16 protein-coding genes are annotated in these 18,187 nt (G+C 48.7%); 15 read left to right on the plus strand and 1 reads right to left on the minus strand.

The annotated features are described in order from the left end of the window. Positions 1–16 precede the first annotated feature (16 nt). From DRW41_RS06315 to pyrG, 9 genes are all read left to right on the plus strand, one after another. Entirely contained in the window at positions 17–868 is an 852-nt protein-coding gene (locus DRW41_RS06315) for a 3-hydroxybutyryl-CoA dehydrogenase (RefSeq protein WP_115451132.1), read from the plus strand. Positions 869–1,004: 136 nt separating this feature from the next. Next, a complete protein-coding gene (locus DRW41_RS06320) occupies positions 1,005–2,123 on the plus strand; it encodes an acyl-CoA dehydrogenase (protein WP_115451133.1) in 1,119 nt (372 codons plus the stop codon). A 247-nt stretch (positions 2,124–2,370) separates the two neighbouring features. Then, positions 2,371–3,510, plus strand: a complete 1,140-nt coding sequence (locus DRW41_RS06325; RefSeq protein WP_115451134.1) for an acyl-CoA dehydrogenase — start codon at positions 2,371–2,373, stop codon at positions 3,508–3,510. Positions 3,511–3,616: 106 nt separating this feature from the next. Beyond that, the gene (locus DRW41_RS06330; RefSeq protein WP_115451135.1) at positions 3,617–4,294 is read left to right on the plus strand and encodes a TetR/AcrR family transcriptional regulator; all 678 of its coding nucleotides are present in this window, start codon (positions 3,617–3,619) and stop codon (positions 4,292–4,294) included. 298 nt (positions 4,295–4,592) lie between these two features. Then, complete coding sequence (gene iscB, locus DRW41_RS06335) at positions 4,593–5,855, plus strand: RNA-guided endonuclease IscB (RefSeq protein WP_115451136.1); 1,263 nt, start codon at positions 4,593–4,595, stop codon at positions 5,853–5,855. A 52-nt stretch (positions 5,856–5,907) separates the two neighbouring features. Next, positions 5,908–9,168 carry a fused isobutyryl-CoA mutase/GTPase IcmF gene (gene icmF, locus DRW41_RS06340; protein ID WP_115451137.1) on the plus strand — a complete coding sequence of 1,087 codons (3,261 nt, stop codon included), beginning with the start codon at positions 5,908–5,910 and terminating at the stop codon, positions 9,166–9,168. A gap of 457 nt (positions 9,169–9,625) precedes the next feature. After that, positions 9,626–9,826: a hypothetical protein gene (locus DRW41_RS06345; RefSeq protein WP_115451138.1), complete on the plus strand. Its 201-nt coding sequence runs from the start codon at positions 9,626–9,628 to the stop codon at positions 9,824–9,826. Between the two features lie 115 nt (positions 9,827–9,941). After that, on the plus strand, positions 9,942–10,565 hold the full coding sequence (gene rpoE / locus DRW41_RS06350) for a DNA-directed RNA polymerase subunit delta (protein ID WP_439330850.1): 624 nt from the start codon (positions 9,942–9,944) through the stop codon (positions 10,563–10,565). A gap of 319 nt (positions 10,566–10,884) precedes the next feature. Next, positions 10,885–12,483: a CTP synthase gene (gene pyrG / locus DRW41_RS06355; RefSeq protein ID WP_115451139.1), complete on the plus strand. Its 1,599-nt coding sequence runs from the start codon at positions 10,885–10,887 to the stop codon at positions 12,481–12,483. Between the two features lie 42 nt (positions 12,484–12,525). Here the strand turns inward: pyrG and DRW41_RS06360 are convergent, their stop codons facing one another. Next, on the minus strand, positions 12,526–13,062 hold the full coding sequence (locus DRW41_RS06360) for a DUF2529 family protein (RefSeq protein WP_115451140.1): 537 nt from the start codon (positions 13,060–13,062) through the stop codon (positions 12,526–12,528). Between the two features lie 186 nt (positions 13,063–13,248). Between DRW41_RS06360 and DRW41_RS06365 the strand changes: the two genes are divergently transcribed. From DRW41_RS06365 to glpX, 6 genes are all read left to right on the plus strand, one after another. After that, positions 13,249–13,623: a response regulator gene (locus DRW41_RS06365; protein WP_115451141.1), complete on the plus strand. Its 375-nt coding sequence runs from the start codon at positions 13,249–13,251 to the stop codon at positions 13,621–13,623. A gap of 120 nt (positions 13,624–13,743) precedes the next feature. Beyond that, the gene (locus DRW41_RS23560; protein WP_281272285.1) at positions 13,744–13,866 is read left to right on the plus strand and encodes a hypothetical protein; all 123 of its coding nucleotides are present in this window, start codon (positions 13,744–13,746) and stop codon (positions 13,864–13,866) included. 12 nt (positions 13,867–13,878) lie between these two features. Beyond that, positions 13,879–14,736, plus strand: a complete 858-nt coding sequence (locus DRW41_RS06370) for a class II fructose-bisphosphate aldolase (protein WP_115451142.1) — start codon at positions 13,879–13,881, stop codon at positions 14,734–14,736. A gap of 146 nt (positions 14,737–14,882) precedes the next feature. Then, complete coding sequence (fsa, locus tag DRW41_RS06375; RefSeq protein WP_115451143.1) at positions 14,883–15,524, plus strand: fructose-6-phosphate aldolase; 642 nt, start codon at positions 14,883–14,885, stop codon at positions 15,522–15,524. A gap of 214 nt (positions 15,525–15,738) precedes the next feature. Continuing rightward, positions 15,739–17,025 carry a UDP-N-acetylglucosamine 1-carboxyvinyltransferase gene (gene murA / locus DRW41_RS06380; RefSeq protein WP_115451144.1) on the plus strand — a complete coding sequence of 429 codons (1,287 nt, stop codon included), beginning with the start codon at positions 15,739–15,741 and terminating at the stop codon, positions 17,023–17,025. Between the two features lie 105 nt (positions 17,026–17,130). After that, a complete protein-coding gene (glpX, locus tag DRW41_RS06385) occupies positions 17,131–18,093 on the plus strand; it encodes a class II fructose-bisphosphatase (protein WP_115451145.1) in 963 nt (320 codons plus the stop codon). Positions 18,094–18,187 lie beyond the last annotated feature (94 nt).

Raw genomic sequence — 18,187 nt, forward strand, 5'->3', positions numbered from 1 at the left:
ATTTGGAGGGGAAAATATGGCGATTAAAAACGTTATGGTTATCGGCGCGGGGCAGATGGGCTCCGGCATTGCGCAGGTATGCGCCCAATCAGGCTATACGGTCTTTTTGAATGATTTAAGTGCCGATCAAATAGAACGAGGCTTGAAAGGCATAAAAAAGAATCTTGGCCGGGCCGTGGAAAAGGGAAAACTCGAGGCGGATGCAATGGAAGAAACCTTGTCCCGCATCTCGGCTTCGACATCGCTAGAGGATGCCGCTGAGGTAGACCTTGTCATCGAGGCAGCTGTTGAGAACATTGCCGTGAAGGCTGATATTTTCCGTAAGCTTGATAAAATCGCGCCTGCGCATGCAATTCTTGCGACAAATACCTCTTCACTTCCAATCACGGAAATCGCAGCGGAGACAGACAGGCCGGAAAAAGTGATCGGCATGCATTTTATGAATCCGGTTCCGGTCATGAAGCTGGTCGAAATCATTCGCGGGCTAGCGACTGCGGACGAAGTTTACAAAGAAATCGAGGAAATGACAAGGGTGCTAAATAAAGTGCCGGTTGAAGTGAATGACTTCCCGGGCTTTGTCTCAAACCGGATTCTCATGCCTATGATCAATGAGGCCATTTATACGCTATATGAAGGCGTGGCGTCAAAGGAAGCGATCGATGATGTCATGAAGCTCGGGATGAACCATCCAATGGGTCCGTTGACACTCGCGGATTTTATTGGCCTGGATACTTGCCTGTATATAATGGAAACGCTTTATGAGGGGTTTGGAGACAGTAAATATCGTCCATGCCCGCTATTGCGGAAATATGTGAAAGCCGGATGGCTTGGGAAAAAGTCCGGCCGCGGCTTCTATGAGTACCAGTAGTCGTTTAGGCTAACTTTCCAATATTATTTGCAAGCCGGGAGAACAGGGGAATTCAAGGATTGGAGAATTTGGCGCGGGATTTTACGGCAACGGAGGCGGCCTCCGCAGGAGAACCGGCTCGGGAGGGGGATGGACAGTGGATATCCGGTTTACAGATGAGCAGGAAATGATGAGGAAAATGGTCCGCGACTTTGCGGAAAAGGAAATCGCACCCTTTGTGGAAAAAATGGAGCAGGGGGAATTCCCGAGGGAAGTCTTGAAAAAAATGGGCGGGCTTGGACTAATGGGCATTCCAGTCCCTGAAGAATACGGCGGCGCGGAGATGGACTTTATGTCCTACATAATCGCCATCAATGAAATTTCAAGGGTCAGCGCGGCGGTTGGCGTCATTTTATCCGTTCATACTTCAGTAGGGACCAATCCGATCCTTTATTTCGGCAATGAGGAACAGAAGCAAAAATATGTTCCGAAAATGGCAGCTGGGGAATGGCTTGGCGCTTTCTGCCTCACTGAGCCGGGCGCCGGGTCGGATGCGGGGAACCTTAAGTCGAAAGCCGTCCTTGACGGTGATTCCTATGTTCTTAATGGGGCGAAAGTGTTTATAACAAACGGCGGAGAAGCCGATGTCTATATTGTTTTCGCGAGAACCGCAGGCGATGCCATTTCCGCGTTCATTGTTGAAAAAGGCACAAAAGGCCTGATAATCGGCAAGGATGAGAAAAAAATGGGCCTTCATGGCTCACGCACCGTCCAGCTAACATTCGAAGATATGAGGATTCCGCGCGAAAACCTTCTAGGCATCGAAGGGGAAGGTTTCAAGATCGCCATGTCCAACCTTGACGCGGGCCGGATTGGCATCGGGGCGCAGGCGCTGGGAATTGCCGAAGCAGCTTTGAGCGCCGCAATCGATTATGCCAAGGAACGCCATCAGTTCGGCAAACCAATCGCGGCGCAGCAAGGTATTGCCTTCAAGCTTGCCGATATGGCCACAGCTGTCGAAGCGGCAAGGCTCCTCGTGTACAGGGCGGCATCGCTCCGATCCGCTGGGCTGAAATGCGGCCAGGAAGCGTCGATGGCAAAACTTTTAGCCTCAAAAACGGCGGTCGAAACCGCCACGGAAGCCATCCAGGTATTCGGCGGCTACGGCTACACTGAGGACTACCCGGTTGAAAGGTACTTCCGTGATGCGAAGGTTACCGAAATTTACGAGGGAACAAGCGAGATCCAGCGGCACGTCATCGCCAGGCAGCTTTAATTTTAAGTCTACAGTTGATTTCGGGAGAGTTGATTGAAGCGAAGGGCACCGAGTTCCGATCATCATGGTGGCAGACGGGGACTAGTGAATTAGTGCCATTAAAGTTTCAGGAAAGTAGTAGGTGTCTGACGCTCACTAGTGAATGTTACAAATAACTAGTGAATTTCGCGTCAAGCCCGAACAGCATCTTGTCCCAAGAGCAAACGATACGAAAATTAACATAAATTCCTACCAGGGGGAAGCAATAATGAACTTTAAACTCACAGAAGAGCATGAAATGATTCGGAAAATGGTTCGGGACTTTACCCGGAACGAAGTCGCACCGACAGCGGCTGAGCGCGATGAGGAAGAGCGCTTTGACAGGGAGATTTTTGACAAAATGGCCGAGCTCGGCCTGACCGGGATTCCGTGGCCGGAAGAGTACGGCGGCATTGGCAGCGATTACCTAGCTTATTGCATCGCCGTGGAAGAGCTTTCCCGTGTCTGCGCGTCCACAGGTGTCACCTTGTCAGCGCATACCTCGCTTGCCGGTTGGCCTATTTACAAATTCGGCTCCGAGGAACAAAAGCAAAAATATCTCCGGCCGATGGCGGAAGGATCAAAAATCGGCGCATACGGCCTGACTGAGCCAGGCAGCGGTTCGGACGCAGGAGCCATGAAAACGACCGCCCGACTCGATGGCAGCCATTATGTACTGAACGGCGCGAAAATTTTCATCACAAATGGTGGAATTGCCGATATTTACGTCGTGTTTGCCCTGACTGACCCATCAAGCAAGCAAAAAGGCACCACCGCGTTCATTATTGAAAAAGACTTCCCAGGCTTCTCGGTTGGCAAAAAAGAAAAGAAACTCGGGATTCGCTCATCACCGACAACGGAAATCATTTTTGAAGACTGCCGTGTACCGATTGAAAACCGGCTCGGTGAAGAGGGAGAAGGTTTTAAGATTGCCATGATGACACTTGATGGCGGAAGGAACGGAATCGCCGCCCAGGCAGTCGGGATTGCCCAGGGCGCTCTTGACGCCGCAGTTGAATATGCGAAAGATCGCCACCAGTTTGGCAAGCCGATCGCTGCGAACCAGGGGGTTTCCTTCAAGCTGGCCGACATGGCTACTGCTGTGGAAGCTTCAAGGCTATTAACCTACCAGGCCGCTTGGCTAGAGTCGGAAGGCCTTCCTTATAGCAAAGCCTCCGCAATGGCTAAGCTGTTTGCCGGCGATACTGCCATGAAGGCCACGACGGAAGCCGTCCAAGTATTCGGCGGATACGGATATACAAAGGATTACCCGGTCGAGCGGTTCATGCGCGATGCGAAAATCACTCAAATTTACGAAGGCACCCAGGAAATCCAACGCCTCGTGATTTCGAGGATGTTGACAAAATAATCGGGCTTTGCATGATTTTAGGGTCAAGTACTAGGCAGGAGAAGTTTAGGGATTTTATGATAAAAAGTATACAAACAAATGGCATTGATAAAAGGCGGTGGTTTTTGTGAAAAAACGGGAAGTCCAAGCATCCGTAAAGGATGAACTTCTTGTAAGGAGAAGGCGCAGCCAGATGATCAGGGGAGCTGTCGCTCTTTTTAAACAAAAGGGGTTCCACCGCACCACAACGAGGGAGATCGCGAAGGCATCCGGATTCAGCATCGGCACACTCTACGAATATATCCGGACGAAGGAGGATGTCCTGTACCTGGTGTGCGACAGCATCTATGATCAGGTTTCCAGCAAGCTGATGAAGGACCTGAATGGAAAAGGCGGGACACTGGAAAGCCTGAAGCAGGGCATCGCGGATTATTTCCGGATCATTGATGAAATGCAGGATGAAGTACTCGTCATGTACCAGGAGGCGAAGTCGCTGTCAAGGGACGCGCTTCCTTACGTTTTTCGGAAGGAAAACGAAATGGCGGCGATGTTTGGAAAGCTGCTCTCCCGCTGCACTGAAAACGGGGAATTAGAATTATCGGAAAAGGAAATCGATTTGATTGCCCATGACATCATTGTCCTTGGCCAAATGTGGGGATTTCGCCGCTGGGCGCTGAAAAAACGGTTCACGCTAGAGGAATACATCCATCACCAGACGGAACTTCTGCTATCGGGAATATCCAAAGGAAAACCAAGCGGGCAATTGAATGGGCAGGCAACATTGAGAGGAGCTCCGAACAGTTAGTGAAAAACCATAACAAATTACATCAAACCATACTAAAATGAAACCCAATCGTTTTGGATGAGACTGTTCCGTGCTCTCAAGCCTAAGTGAGTGTAGTTTCCTGAAAGGGAAATAGCACGATGAACTACGTTAGTGGAATCAGGTAAAGAAACACCTGCGGATGTGTCCACCAGTCTGCTGCTCTGTTAGCTATGAGGAAGACCGTTTCCTAGGGTTTGGAAACCAAACACCGAAATAGCATGTCCTATCCATTGACTTTGGCAAGGAGGAAAATACCCGTAATGGAGGTTGGTCAGAAATGACCCATTGTTTTGTGTTAGATGCGCAAGGCCGCAAATTATCTCCAACAAAAGAAAAACGGGCATGGTATTTAATTCGGAAACAGAAAGCTATTTTGAAATGCAAATTTCCTATGGTGATTCAACTTGTAAGGGAAGTGCCGGAGGAAGAGATTGATACAACCCCCATACATCTAGGCATTGACGATGGTTCCAAGTTAGCTGGGATTGCTTTGGTACAAGAATGCGGGACAGAAAATAAGCCTGTATTCAAAGGAACCATTGAACTTCGAATAGATGTAAAGGAAAAATTGGCAGTAAGGCGCGGGCATCGACGATACAGGAGACAACACAAAAAGTATCGTCCAGCTCGGTTTGATAATCGTTCTTCTTCAAGAAAAGAAGGGAGGATTCCTCCAAGCATCAGACAGAAGAAAGATTCTGTCTTGCGAGTAGTGAGGCAGCTAACCAAATGGGTGCGTATCGATCAAATATTTTTAGAAGATGTCTTAATCGATAATCGTGCGCTGGAAAAAGGCTATAAACCATATCGATGGGAATACCAACAAAGGAATCGCCTAGATGAAAATATAAGAAAGGCAGCCATTCTTCGTGACCGAAATACATGTCAAGATTGCGGTGCAACAAACACCAGAATGGAAGTGCACCACATTACACCAAGGCGTTTACACGGCAGTGATTCCATTCATAATTTAATAACACTCTGTTCAAAATGTCATGAAAAAATAGCAGGGGAAGAGTTGCTCCACAGTCAAAGATTCTATCAAAAAATTAAAGGGAAAAGCATTTCTTTCAGGGATGCAATGCATGTAATGCAAGGGAAAACCTATCTGCAAAAAGCTTTGAGAGAAATAGCCCCATTAAACCTTACAACCGGTGGAGATACAGCAAATAAGCGAATTGATTGGGATATTGAAAAGACTCATGCAAATGACTCCATTGTAATTTGTAATTTAAGGGTAAACCCAGAACAATGTGAGATGAAAGATTGGGTCATAAAACCCATGAAAAAAAGGTCAAGCAAGAAAATAAAATCGGCAAATGGTATTTATCACCGGGATTTTGTAAGGTATACAAAACGTAACGGGGAATCCTATATTGCTTATATCACGGCTTTATATCCAGAAAGAAATCAATGTAACATGACAACCATTGATGGAAAGGTCTTGAAAAGATACGGTCTTTCAAGACTATCCTTACTATGGCGTTTTAACAGGATTTATTGGTTAATAAATTCTAATGAAGGAGGTGAATCCTGGTAGCATTATAGGATAAGTGTTACAGTTTGTTACACTTTTTGTTACCAGGAGAACGATGAGCGCTCAGGAAATTTACAAGCCGGTCCACCATGTCCGGTTCGTTACTGCTTCAAGCCTGTTCGACGGGCATGATGCTTCGATCAATATTATGAGAAGGATCCTCCAATCGACAGGGGCTGAAGTTATCCATCTTGGCCACAACCGGTCCGTGGAGGAAGTGGTGAACGCCGCAATCCAGGAAGATGTCCAGGGGATTGCGATTTCGTCCTACCAGGGCGGCCACGTGGAATATTTTAAATACATGTACGACCTGCTGAAGGAAAAAGGCGCGGAGCACATCCGAATCTATGGGGGCGGGGGCGGGGTCATCATCCCCCGTGAGATAAATGAACTGCATGAGTACGGCATTGCCCGCATCTTCTCCCCGGAAGACGGCCGAAAGCATGGCCTTCAGGGCATGATCAATAAAATGGTAGAGGAATGCGATTTCCCGACATTGCCGAAGGAACCGGCCTCTGCAATCGAAGCGCTTCAAAAAGGTGATACTAATGCGATTGCCAAAATGATCACACTTGCCGAAAATCAGGTTGGCTCAGGGAATGAAACGGCCGCAGCGGCTGAAATCATCGACAAGGTAAAGGCTGTAGCTGTCCCGGTTCCGGTTGTCGGTATTACCGGGACTGGCGGGGCGGGAAAAAGCTCGCTTACCGACGAGCTGATCCGACGGTTCATCAATGAAATTCCAGAAAAGAAAGTCGCCATCCTGTCAGTGGACCCGACAAAGCAAAAGACAGGCGGCGCGCTGCTTGGCGACCGGATTCGCATGAATTCCATCTTCAATCCGCGGGTCTATATGCGCAGCCTTGCGACGAGGGCATCGAGGAGCGAGCTGTCCCTCGCGATCAAGGATGCGGTCGCGGTTGTAAAAGCGGCTGGCTTTGATCTTGTAGTGGTCGAAACAAGCGGGATTGGTCAGGGTGACGCGGCCATCACCGAGATTTGCGATATATCAATGTATGTGATGACGAGTGAGTTCGGCGCGCCATCCCAGCTTGAAAAAATCGATATGATTGATTTCGCCGATTTGATTGTCATCAACAAATTCGAGCGCAAAGGCTCCGAGGATGCGAAACGCCAGGTCCAAAAACAATACCAGCGCAGCCATTTGCTGTTTGAAAAGGACCCGGAAGATCTGCCGGTATATGGAACAATCGCGAGCCAGTTCAACGACCCTGGTACGAACGCGGTATTTGCCGCGCTGATTGAAAAAATCAATGAAAAGTCCGGCACGGATTGGAAGACCACTTTTACAAAAAATGCGAAAGTGGAAAAGCAGAACGTCATCATTCCAACCGACCGCCGCTATTATTTAAGGGAAATTTCCGAAACGGTCAGAAATTATCATAAAAAAGCGGAAGAGCAGGCAAACCTTGCGCGGAAGCTGTTCCAAATCGAGGGCGTCCTTGAAGCGCTCTCGGAAGGCGGAAGTGAAGATACAATCGCCGAATTGAACCGCATTAAGGAAAAAACCGTAGCGTCCCTGACGCCTGAATCAAGGGAAATCCTCGATGGCTGGGAAAAGCTGAAGGCCGATTACAAGGCGGACGAATATGTTGTCAGGATTCGTGACAAGGAAATCAGGACAGCGCTAAAATCAAAGAGCTTGTCGGGACTTGATATCCCGAAGGTGGCCTTGCCGAAATACAAGGATTATGGTGAAATCCTGCGCTGGGTTTACCGCGAGAACGTCCCTGGATCATTCCCTTATACTGCGGGCGTATTCCCATTCAAGCGCGAAGGGGAAGACCCGAAACGGCAGTTCGCCGGGGAAGGTACGCCGGAGCGGACAAACCGCCGTTTCCACTACCTTTCTAAGGACGATGCGGCCAAACGGCTGAGCACTGCGTTTGACTCAGTTACCCTGTATGGGGAGGACCCGGACTACCGGCCCGATATTTACGGGAAGGTCGGGGAAAGCGGCGTCAGCATCTGCACACTGGAAGACATGAAAAAGCTGTATGCAGGCTTTGACCTGTGCCATCCGTCGACGTCCGTGTCAATGACCATCAACGGTCCGGCGCCGATCATCCTGGCAATGTTCATGAACACGGCCATCCACCAGCAGGTCGAGAAAAGAGAGGCCGAGCTTGGAAGGATGCTTACTCCTGAAGAATTTTTCGAAGTCCGTGCCTTCACGCTCAAAAATGTCCGCGGTACTGTACAGGCGGATATCCTGAAGGAAGACCAGGGCCAGAATACGTGTATTTTCTCGACTGAATTCGCGCTTAGGATGATGGGGGATATCCAGCAGTATTTCATTGACCATCAGGTGCGCAACTATTACTCGGTATCAATTTCCGGCTACCATATTGCCGAAGCAGGTGCAAACCCAATTTCGCAGCTTGCCTTTACGCTCGCGAACGGGTTTACGTATGTCGAATATTATTTGAGCCGTGGCATGGATATCAATGATTTCGCGCCGAATTTGAGCTTTTTCTTCTCGAACGGGCTTGATCCCGAATATACGGTCATCGGCCGGGTAGCCCGCCGGATCTGGGCAACGGTCATGCGCGATAAATATGGAGCCAATGAACGAAGCCAAAAGCTAAAGTATCACATCCAGACATCAGGACGTTCCCTTCATGCTCAGGAGATCGACTTCAATGATATCCGGACTACCTTGCAGGCATTGATGGCGCTGCAGGATAACTGCAACTCGCTCCATACGAACGCGTATGACGAAGCGATTACGACGCCTACCGAGGAGTCGGTTCGGAGAGCGATGGCGATTCAGATGATCATTACGAAGGAGCACGGGCTGTCGAAAAATGAAAACCCGCTTCAGGGAGCCTTCATTATTGATGAATTGACAGACCTTGTCGAAGAAGCGGTCCTTCAGGAATTCGAGCGGATCAATGACCGCGGGGGCGTGTTGGGCGCAATGGAAACACAGTATCAGCGCGGTAAAATCCAGGATGAATCGATGCACTATGAAATGAAAAAGCATTCCGGCGAGCTTCCGATCATCGGAGTCAATACGTATTTGAATCCAAACCCTCCATCAGAAGACGATTTGAACAATATGGAGCTTGCGAGGGCATCGATGGAAGAAAAGGAGCTTCAGATCGCGAACTTGAGGAAGTTCCAGGAGCAGCATGCGGACAAAACCGCTGAAGCGCTCCATAGGTTGAAGGATGCGGCCGTTTCCGGAGGGAATATTTTCGCGGAGTTAATGGAAACTGTAAAAGTCGCCAGCCTTGGCCAAATTACAAATGCCCTTTATGAAGTCGGCGGGCAGTATAGGCGCAATATGTAGATAAGAAAAGCGGAAGCGTCCGTTTAGCGCCGTATGGACTGAAGGGAAGCAACTTCTTTGCGTTACTACCTTGCAGCTTTGCGACGAGCTGAAGACAACTTCCCCGAATTTGCTGTGGCGCAGGAGCACCTCGCCCACAGTAAAGGAAACACGATGAGCGAAAAGCGAATCGATGTTGACTTATCGTAGCGAGGGGACCGAAGTACACTAGGCGCTGGGCGCTGGAGCTGGACAAAGAAAAGCGGAAGCGTCCGTTCAGCGCTGAGCTAGATAAATTTTAAACATTCGTTTTCAGGAAATTCGGGGATGGCGCGGCAGCCATCCCCGGATTTTTAAAAATCGGATTGCTTCATGCACCGGCCTTGAAAATTTTTTGTAAAAAAAATCCGGGGACGATTAAAATTTTTTCTTTTTCATATATAATATTGGCATACAACAGGGAATGGCTGGTGAAAAAATGAAACTGAAACATGTTATTATGCTCCTAGTCCTCTTGGCATGGCCGCTTTATTATCTTTATCAGCGCCAGCTCGGGGCCATTTCATTCCTGTTGCTTGCCATTCTCTTCCTTTATCTCACCATCAAGGAAATCAAGGATGAAAAAGAACGAAATTCCGGTCCAAAAAAGAAAGGAAACGGAACCGGTCCGGCAAATTAAACTAGGGCCAAATTAGCACTGGCTAAAACGGGAAGAATTTGTTTATAATGAAGAATATGCAATTTGGAAGAATCTCTTCCTGGACCTCGTGGTTCAAATGAGAAAGGAAGTGCCAATGTTGGGTTTAGAACAATACTCAAAAGAACAGTTAAAGGAAATGTCTTTGATTGAAATGGCCTATGAGTTGCTGAAAAGCAAAAAACAGCAAGTAGCCTTCAATGAGATGCTCGATGAAATCGCGGCCACCGGGGACATTTCATCAGATGAAATCAAGGCGAGGATTGCGCAATTTTATACCGATTTGAACATAGATGGGCGTTTTATCAGCCTTGGTGAAAACAAATGGGGCCTTCGTGTCTGGTATCCGGTCGATACGGTTGAAGAAGAGCAGGTTGCGGCCGTTAAACCGAAAAAGAAGAAGGCGAAGAAAGTCATCGACGAAGATCTTGATGATTATGAAGAACTTGACGACGATCTTGATTATGATGATCTGGATGAATTCGAAGAAGACGATGTCCTTGATGACGAAGAAGATACATTCGAAGATATCGATGAGGCAGAAGACTTCGAGGAAGAAGAGGAAGATTTTGACATCCCTGAAGATGAAGCCCTTGACGAGGATCTTGATGATGAACTGGATGAGGACCTTGACGAGGATTTGGACGAAGACCTTGAGGAAAGCCTTGAGGCTTTGGAGGAAGATGAACTGGCCGATGATGAGGATGACGAAGACCTGTAGAGGCTTGACAATCCGTGTCGCTGCCTGTAGAATCATTTTTGGGCTCCTTAAATAAGGACGGACATAATTTGCTATCAAGCGCTCCCCTTGCCATTTAGGCAGGATGGGCGCTTTTTTATTTTGAAAATAAGATTCGTCAAGCCGCAGCGCCAAGGCAAATGGCTTGCGCTTTTCTTATTTTCGGCTTTGGGAACCATCGCAGTCCACTGTTACAATTCCCCTTAGTAAGAATTAGCCGCTTGCCGCCGCAATATTTTTTTCGCGATGAAGCAGTAAACAAACCAACATTGTACAAACTGTATTAGAGGGGGACTTTATTATGACAAAGTATGTTTTTGTAACGGGCGGGGTAGTATCCTCGCTTGGCAAAGGGATTGTTGCAGCCTCCCTTGGCCGACTATTAAAGAACAGGGGCTTGGATGTTTTTATTCAAAAATTCGACCCGTATATCAATGTTGACCCTGGAACCATGAGCCCGTATCAGCACGGGGAAGTGTATGTCACGGGAGATGGGGCGGAAACGGATCTCGACCTTGGCCATTACGAGCGTTTCATCGACATTAATTTGACGAAGAACAGCAATGTGACCACGGGGAAAATCTACTCAACAGTACTTAAAAAGGAACGGCGCGGCGATTATCTTGGGGGGACTGTTCAGGTAATCCCACATATCACGAATGAAATCAAGGACCGCGTTTTCCGTGCAGGCCACGAAACGAATGCGGATGTGGTCATCACTGAAATTGGCGGAACGGTCGGTGATATTGAATCGCTGCCATTCCTGGAAGCCATCCGCCAAATCAAGAGCGACATTGGCCATGAAAACGTAATGTACATCCATTGTACCTTGATTCCGTATATCAAGGCGGCTGGCGAAATGAAAACGAAGCCGACCCAGCACAGCGTAAAGGAATTGCGGAGCCTCGGCATCCAGCCAAATGTGATTGTCGTCCGGACCGAAATGCCTGTATCGCAGGACATGAAGGATAAAATCGCCCTTTTCTGTGACATTAACAAAGAAGCGGTCATTGAATGCCGAGATGCGGAAACGCTTTACTCCGTGCCGCTCGCGCTACAGGAACAGGATTTGGATCAGATTGTATGCGACCATCTAAAGCTTCAATGCACAGAAGCGGATATGACAGAGTGGAAAGCTCTTGTTGAAAAAGTTACCCATCTTTCTGAAAAAACAAAGATCGCCCTCGTCGGAAAATATGTTGAGCTTCAGGACGCCTATATTTCTGTTGTCGAAGCACTCAAGCATGCTGGGTATGCATTTGATGCCGATATCGATATCAAGTGGGTGAACGCTGAAGAAGTCTCCGAAGAGAATGTCGCCGAGCTGCTAGGGGACGTTAACGGTGTACTAGTCCCAGGTGGGTTTGGCGATCGGGGCATCGAAGGTAAAATTGCGGCTATTAGGTTCGCGCGCGAAAACAAGGTGCCATTCCTCGGCATTTGCCTTGGCATGCAGCTCGCGACCGTCGAATACGCAAGAAATGTCCTTGGCTTGAAAGATGCTCACTCAGCTGAAATCGATCCAAGCACCACCAACCCGATCATCGACCTTTTGCCAGAGCAGAAGGACGTTGAAGATCTTGGCGGAACTCTCCGGCTTGGCCTTTATCCTTGCAAGCTGGTGGAAGGGACAAAGGTTTTTGAAGCATATGGCGAAAAGGTTGTTTACGAACGACACCGCCATCGGTACGAATTCAATAACCACTACCGCCATGATATGGAACAGGCTGGATTTGTATTTTCAGGGACAAGCCCGGATGGCCGCTTGATAGAAACCATTGAGGTGAAGGACCATCCTTGGTTCGTGGCATCCCAGTTCCATCCTGAGTTCCTTTCCCGGCCGACGCGTCCACAGCCGCTTTTCCGTGATTTCATTCACGCGTCTCTAAATCAACGATAAAATGAGAGCCGGATTCCTATGACGGGAATCCGGCTCTTTTACTCATTGCTCCTCATACTCGGCTAGGATTTCATCGATGATGAATTTGATTCCATAATAGGCGAAAAGGCCGGCGATTGGAGCCGGAAACCCGAAACGGCCCCCGGTTTCATCCGGGAGAAGCCCTTTTTTCAATAAGAGCCCAACATGGACATCGGCAAGCTCCTCTAGAGTATCGCTGTCCGTCCCTTCCAGCGATGCGGAAATCGCCGCGAATGGAATTCCTTCTTTTTGTAAAAGTTTCGCCGCATTGAGGGCACTCGGATCCCCCGAAAAACGGGCCGCTATTAAAGCTCTATCCGGTGCCGTGAACCCTTCGATATTTTCCCCGTCCCAGTTCACCGCGGCGGAAAGCGGCTCTGCCCCAAGCGTTGCTTCAAGCGCGATTGCTTCCATTTCTCCTGCCCCAAAGATGAAAATGCGCCCTTCACCTGCGGCGGCCTGGGCCAAAAGCCGGGCGGCATCTTCCAAATTTTCTTCCTGTTTTTCCTGAATCCTGCCAAGCAGCCCGGCCAGCTGCGTAGAAAACATTTTTAACATGGCGGCCTCCACTCATTTCATTTTTCCTTCATTATAGACAAATTCAAGCAGGTTGCAAAAAATGTCGTAAAATCAACGGGTGATTTTTGCAGGAAATTACAAAGAAAAAGAGAAGTAGTCAAATGGAATATCCGGGGCGAATGGCCTGGGAGAGAAAATTAGCAGGGAAATCGGGGCGATTGTAAAATGAAGGGAAAAATATTGATTGTAGACGACCAATTTGGTATCCGAATTCTGTTGAATGAAGTTTTTCAAAAGGAAGGATATTCGACATTTCAGGCGGCGAATGGCATCCAGGCTCTTGATATTGTTAAGAAACACTCACCCGACTTGGTGTTGCTGGATATGAAAATCCCCGGGATGGATGGTATAGAAATTCTTAAACGGATGAAAATCATTGATCCGGAGATTCGGGTAATCATTATGACGGCATATGGAGAACTGGATATGATCCAGGAAGCAAAAGATCTTGGGGCAATTACGCATTTCGCGAAACCGTTCGATATTGATGATATCCGCGGTGCTGTGAAAATCTATGCCGACAGGAGCCAAGGCGTTTAAAAATCCAGGTTTGCCAGTTTTATTTTCCTGGCATGGTGGTAAAAGGAAAATGGTTGCGCTTACAATGCGTATGTTGGCTGGAATCTGTCCGATTAATGGAATTTTCGGGGCTGGTCTGCTATGATTACTAATGGAATTGGCTGGCGCGAGCAGCTTTCAGCCGGCCAAAATCGTTACATATTTGGCTATCGGAAGGGGGACCTTATGATGGGAACCCTGGATACGGGATACGGCCAATACTAAGGAGGAAATCCAATGCCTTTAGTTTCCATGACAGAAATGCTGAACAAAGCTAAAGCGGAAGGCTACGCTGTAGGGCAGTTCAACTTGAACAACCTTGAATTCACACAAGCGATCCTTTTGGCAGCCCAAGAGGAGAAGTCCCCTGTTATCCTTGGGGTATCCGAAGGCGCAGGGCGATACATGGGTGGATTCAAGACAGTGGTGAAAATGGTTGAGGGCCTAATGGAGGACTACAATATCACAGTGCCTGTCGCAATCCATCTTGATCACGGTTCAAGCTTTGACAAGTGCAAGGCTGCCATTGACGCTGGCTTTACGTCCGTCATGATTGATGCCTCGCATCACCCGTTTGAAGAAAATATTGAAATCACTTCAAAAGTGGTAGAATATGCCCATTCAAAAGGAGTTTCTGTTGAAGCGGAGCTTGGAACAGTTGGCGGCCAGGAGGATGATGTCGTTGCGGATGGCGTTATCTATGCTGATCCAAAGGAATGTGAAGAACTTGTAAAACGCACAGGAATCGACTGCCTGGCTCCCGCGCTTGGATCTGTTCACGGTCCTTATAAAGGCGAGCCAAACCTTGGTTTCAAGGAAATGGAAGAGATTGGGAATATTACCGGCTTGCCACTCGTCCTGCACGGAGGGACTGGCATCCCAACAAAGGATATCCAAAAATCCATTTCGCTTGGGACAGCAAAAATCAATGTAAATACTGAAAATCAAATGGCATCAGCAAAGGTTGTACGTGAAGTTCTGGCCGCTAAGCCGAATGAGTACGACCCACGCAAATATATGGGCCCTGCCCGTGATGCCATTAAAGAAACAGTGATCGGAAAAATGCGTGAATTCGGTTCAGCAGGCAAAGCATAATGCCGACTTGGCCGGAGCTTGCTGTTAAAAGCCGGCGGAGGCCATATAAAGTTTGGAGGAACCGCCCCCTGGGACAGAGGGCGGTTTCCGTTCATTCACTCCCGGTTTGGAAAACCCAAAATAATTAAACATCAGGAGGTAACCAAATGAAGTTCTTTATCGATACAGCCAATATGGATGAAATTCGCGAAGCCTACGCGCTTGGCCTTTTATCCGGAGTAACCACGAACCCTTCCCTTGTCGCCAAGGAAAAGGGAGTGTCCTTTGAAGACCGTTTAAAGGAAATAACAGAACTTGTACCAGGTTCCGTCAGTGCCGAAGTAATTGCTCTTGATGCGGAAGGCATGATTAAAGAGGGCAAGGAACTTGCAAAAATTGCACCGAATATTACAATCAAAGTGCCGATGACTCCAGAAGGGTTAAAAGCAGTCCATGCTTTTTCAAAGGAAGGCATTAAAACGAATGTTACCCTCATCTTCAATGCAAACCAGGCATTGCTTGCGGCCCGAGCCGGTGCGAGCTACGTATCCCCTTTCCTTGGAAGGCTTGATGATATCGGCCAGAACGGCCTTGACCTCATTTCTACGATCGCTGAAATTTTTGCGGTTCACGGTATTGAAACGGAAATTATCGCGGCTTCAATCAGGCATCCAATGCATGTGACCGAAGCAGCTTTACGCGGTGCGCATATCGCAACCATTCCATATAAGGTCCTTATGCAGCTATTCGGCCATCCGCTTACAGACAAAGGAATCGAGGCATTCCTGAAAGACTGGAATTCCCGTTAAGTAATCCCTGAGGTGCCCGTACTGGAGCATGCTTACTATTTTTGAACTTTTTTAGTTATCGATACATGAAAAGGGAATTTTCGTGTAAACTAGAGGGTAAGACAAACTGCCGGATTATGCCTTATGTTAATGGAAAATAATACCTTAAGCGTCGGCCGGAAGCAAAGCTGTCGGCCGATACAGCTATGATCGATGGCTGGAAAGGGAGTCGGAAATGGAAAAGCTTAAAATTGCCGGTGGCTATCCACTGAAAGGGACTGTTCGGGTAAGCGGTGCCAAAAACAGCGCGGTAGCATTAATCCCCGCCACAATACTTGCGGATTCTCCTGTAACGATCGAGGGGCTGCCGGATATTTCGGATGTTGAAATCCTTAAAGGGCTTCTGGAGGAAATTGGCGGGCACGTTAAGCTATCTGACAATGAAATGACGGTAGATCCATCCGGCATGATCTCCATGCCGCTGCCAAATGGAAAAGTAAAGAAGCTCCGGGCATCCTATTACTTGATGGGAGCAATGCTTGGGCGGTTCAAGAAAGCCGTAATCGGGCTCCCAGGCGGATGCCATCTCGGGCCAAGACCGATCGATCAGCATATAAAAGGGTTTGAGGCGCTTGGGGCTAGCGTTACAAACGAACAGGGCGCCATTTACTTAAGGGCGGAAGAATTAAGGGGCGCGAGGATTTATCTCGATGTCGTCAGCGTCGGCGCGACAATCAATATCATGTTGGCGGCGGTTCGCGCCAAAGGGCGGACCGTTATTGAAAACGCGGCCAAGGAACCCGAAATCATTGATGTGGCCACGTTGCTGACCAATATGGGTGCCCGGATAAAAGGCGCAGGAACAGATGTCATTCGTATTGACGGCGTTGAAAGCCTTCATGGCTGCCGCCATACCATTATCCCGGACAGAATCGAAGCGGGTACGTATATCATTCTCGGCGCCGCGATGGGGGAAGGCGTCCTTGTCGATAATGTCATTCCCCAGCACCTCGAGTCACTGATCGCCAAGCTTAGTGAAATGGGTGTGTACGTTGAAGCCGGAGATGACCAGATATTCGTACGGAGTTCGTCCAGCCTGAAGGCTGTCGATATTAAGACGCTTGTGTACCCAGGTTTCCCTACAGACCTTCAGCAGCCGTTTACGTCCCTTTTGACAAGGGCTGAAGGTTCAAGTATGGTAACGGATACTATATACGGTGCACGTTTCAAGCATATCGACGAACTAAGGCGGATGAATGCGAGCATCAAGGTCGAGGGGCGTTCCGCCATCGTTTCCGGTCCCGTCCAACTTCAGGGGGCAAAGGTGAAGGCGAGCGATCTCCGCGCGGGCGCGGCGCTTGTGATTGCCGGGCTAATGGCTGAAGGGATTACCGAAGTGACGGGCCTTGAGCACATTGACAGGGGCTATAGCAATCTTGTCGAAAAGCTGAACGGCCTTGGAGCGACAGTCTGGCGGGAAGCGATGACTGAAGATGAAGCCGAACAGCTGAAAAATACGTAGCATCGTCTTGAAGGCGCCAGCCGCAATGGGCAGCGCCTTTTAAAGCTGCACTTGCGTAACTGGTTTAAGAATACTAGAACTAAACCAACGATGGGGGAAAAACCGATGGAAAGAAGCTTAACGATGGAACTCGTCCGCGTAACGGAAGGAGCCGCCCTGGCTTCCGCCCGGTGGATGGGCAGGGGAAAAAAGGATGAAGCGGATGATGCGGCCACCTCGGCCATGCGGGATGTGTTCGATACAGTGCCGATGAAGGGCACGGTTGTAATTGGCGAAGGGGAAATGGACGAAGCGCCAATGCTTTTTATCGGTGAAAAGCTTGGCACTGGTTATGGGCCAAGGGTCGATGTCGCTGTCGATCCCCTTGAAGGTACGAACATTGTCGCTTCAGGAGGCTGGAACGCGCTGGCTGTACTCGCTGTCGCCGACCATGGAAACCTGCTTCACGCACCCGATATGTATATGGATAAAATCGCGGTTGGGCCCGAAGCTGTCGGCCTGATCGATCTGAATGCTTCCGTACTTGATAATCTCAAGGCGGTTGCCCGCGCGAAAAACAAGGATATCGAGGATGTCGTTGCAACCGTCCTGAACCGTGAGCGCCACGCCGGCATTATTGCCGAGCTCCGTGAAGCGGGCGCGAGGATTAAACTTATCAATGATGGCGATGTGGCCGGGGCAATCAACACGGCCTTTGATTTTACCGGCGTCGATATTTTATTCGGGTCGGGGGGCGCGCCTGAGGGTGTGCTTGCTGCCGTAGCCTTGAAATGCCTCGGCGGGGAACTGATTGGAAAGCTGGATCCTCAAAATGACGCTGAAATAGAACGATGCAGGAAAATGGGTCTTGATGTGAATAAAATTCTCAGGATGGAAGACCTTGTTAAAGGCGATGATGCCATTTTTGCAGCGACCGGTGTAACGGATGGAGAGCTTTTAAAAGGGGTCCAATTCAAAGGTTCCTATGGTTCGACCCATTCCGTCGTCATGCGGGCAAAATCAGGGACAGTCCGATTTATTGAAGGCCGGCACAGCCTTCATAAAAAACCAAACCTTGTAATCCGATAACGATAACGATGATGTTCCGGGCCTTCGGTTGGCCCGGGGCCCCTATTAGCGGAAAAAAAACCGAATTGCAAAAAGTATGGTTATTTTCATGAAT

This window comes from Neobacillus piezotolerans (assembly GCF_003362805.1).
Taxonomy (GTDB): domain Bacteria; phylum Bacillota; class Bacilli; order Bacillales; family Cytobacillaceae; genus Bacillus_D; species Bacillus_D piezotolerans.